Origin of the sequence: Methanosphaera sp., assembly GCF_016282985.1 — an archaeon.
GTDB lineage: Archaea > Methanobacteriota > Methanobacteria > Methanobacteriales > Methanobacteriaceae > Methanosphaera.
The window spans coordinates 1-2,596 of the sequence record NZ_JAEELZ010000084.1 but is presented as its reverse complement, the minus strand read 5'-3'; the positions used below and the strand labels follow the sequence as shown (position 1 = coordinate 2,596).

Genomic DNA, 2,596 nt, shown 5'->3' with positions numbered 1-2,596 from the left:
TTTCCATCGATACTTGCATCAGCCACTACCTTTTCATCAATAAAATTATCAATAAAATTAGTATAACTTAATTGATTATCATCAAAACCATTAATTCTTGCAATATCCTACCCAAATTCAGCTTGAAGTTTATTCCATTGAGTAGTAAAGTTTTTTGAAAGTCTAATATTAATTTGCATTTATATTCCTCTTACTGTTGATTAATCCAACCCCAAGCTTCTTTAAAATTTAAAAACTGTCCTTCTGCTACTTCTAACATAGGAGCAGAAGAAAAACCTGCTCTTACTAGTTTATCTAAATTTTCTGAAGTGGTATAAGGAATTCCTTTTTTCTGTAAATTTTTTTCTAATGTTCTACATTTAGGACAATGAGTTGTATATAATGTGATCATTTTGTATTCCTTTCTAAAATAATTGTACTATATATATTAAAACCATCAAGGAAACATTAACTCATGTTGTCCTTATCAGCTAATAGCTGGTCTATATAATTATAAATTAAATAATAATTATGATTATTTTCTTCAGAATAAGAATTATTAATTATTGTATAGTCTAATTGATTAAGAATTTGAAAATCTTTTTCATCTGTAAGGAATCTACGACAAATTTCTGAATAAGCTCTGGTTGATTCTGCTTTACGAAAATTTCTTTCAAGTCTAAGTTGAGGATGAGCAGAAATGAAAAAGATTTTCAAATTAAATCGATCCATTTTTTTAATTTCAAGTATAGACTCTGGATCAAGAATACCAATATTAATTTTATCTGGATCTATACTTGATTCCGGGAGTCCATATGACCAATATTGCCAATGTAATCCTTCTCCAGTAGAAAACCCTTTTTTGACTAAATATTTTTCTTTATCAAAATCTTTTTTAGTACAAAAATTATAATCAATAGATTCTATATCTTCTAATCGTGGAGGTCTTGTTGTATTAATTGTTAAGAAATTAATCTTATCAAGAAATTTATAATATCTATTATACATAAGATTTAATTCATAACTTTTTCCACTTCCAGATTTTCCACATAATAAAATTAAGTCAGGCTTCCTACTCATTATTTCCATACCTTTCAGATGTAATATCTATATTTCTTCCATGAATTGCAGTTATTTTATATAATTGATGACCTCCTGTATTTTTATATTTTTTTGTTACAAAAGTATCATCACGACGATAGCCAGTTACAAGAATTTTAGTTCCACGAGTAAACCAACCTTTTTCTACAATATGTTTAACTCCCTTTTCATCTTTTTCACTAAGCTGACGATTAAACATCGCATAATAATCTCGTGTAAATTTAATATTTACTACTCCAGAAGTTGTAAGAAGTGTTACACTATGTCGAGTATCATTCTTTCCTATTACAGTTCCTGCAATACGACAAAGTTTATAAATAGGAATTTGTTTACCATTACGTTTAAAATGATAATCTACTTCTGGAATTGGGGATAATGAGAAAAAGTCTTTTATTCCATATTTAGCATTATCAATATACTTTAATTCATGGTCATGATAATAAAAACATAAAGCTTCCATTTCCCATGCTGAAATACTTCCTTGTGCATATTTATTCCATTGTTCTTTAAAAAGAATGGTATTGTATGCTTTTAACATTTCTTGTTGATGAGATTTTATATAATCTCTAGCTTCTTCCATATTAATTTTATAGGTTTTATCCCAAGTTTTTTGATCAAGAAAGATATAACCATTTTGAAGCATTGCAATATCTTCAATAGGAAAATATTGTTCATAAAACTCCGCGGCTGCTACATCGTTTATCACGTAATACGTATTTGATTTTCGTTTCTTTAAAAACTTATTAAATTCAAAAAGTTTCTTATGAAAATCTAATTCATCTGGAAGAAGACCTTGTTGAATTAAACCGTTAAAATTTTGTAAAGTTAAACGCTTTTTTGGCTCACTTACTACGGATAAATAATATGCCATAGCTAAAAATCTTGGTTCAATATTAATTCGCTTCGCCCAGTCTTGTTCTAAATTATCAAAGGCTCCACCTTTTATTAAATTTACCATAGCAGTTTTATTTAATTTACATCTATTCATAAAATCTTTTAAACTACTATATGGACGGCCTTCTTTAATTCTATCTACTATATCAGCTCCTACATATCCAAGAGCTTTCATACCAAAAAGAATTTGATTATTTTTTACATCTGGTTTGAATCCATAATCTGATCTATTAATATCAACTAAACTAATTTTAATGTTAGCCGCAATGATTTCGCCGAGCCCCTTGGCCATCTTTCCATAATCTGTGCCAGTTTCTTTTTTCTTGTTTGGCTGTCCATTTTCATAAAAATCATTGTCATTGTATCCATCATTACTATCCTCTAAACTACCACTATTAACAACTAAACAAGCTGTATCCCAATATATTGGACTCCAATTTGTTGCAATATAAGCAGTTTGATAACCAATGAAACTATACGCTAATGCATGAATAATACTAAAACTATATCCCATCTGAGGACCAACTCCACAATCCCAAACATATTGTCCTAAGTTATCACTTTTTGCTTTAGACAATACATCTTCATGCAATTGAGGAATTTTATTCATTTGCTTCTTTCC

2 protein-coding genes and 1 pseudogene are annotated in these 2,596 nt (G+C 28.5%); all 3 read right to left on the bottom strand.

Annotated elements, in window-relative coordinates; genetic code table 11:
* Positions 1-190 precede the first annotated feature (190 nt).
* Positions 191-391: a hypothetical protein gene (locus QZZ11_RS04825; RefSeq protein WP_292474070.1), complete on the bottom strand. Its 201-nt coding sequence runs from the start codon at positions 389-391 to the stop codon at positions 191-193.
* Between the two features lie 56 nt (positions 392-447).
* Positions 448-1,059: a hypothetical protein gene (locus QZZ11_RS04820; protein WP_292474069.1), complete on the bottom strand. Its 612-nt coding sequence runs from the start codon at positions 1,057-1,059 to the stop codon at positions 448-450.
* Positions 1,052-2,596: pseudogene (locus QZZ11_RS04815) on the bottom strand (hypothetical protein); the annotation flags it as partial. The gene QZZ11_RS04820 and the pseudogene QZZ11_RS04815, both read right to left, overlap by 8 nt.

What these genes read in the sequence shown, in the direction of transcription:
- QZZ11_RS04825 (WP_292474070.1), bottom strand. Translation starts at nt 391, where the DNA reads ATGATCACATTATATACAACTCATTGTCCTAAATGTAGAACATTAGAA.
- QZZ11_RS04820 (WP_292474069.1), bottom strand. Translation starts at nt 1,059, where the DNA reads ATGAGTAGGAAGCCTGACTTAATTTTATTATGTGGAAAATCTGGAAGT.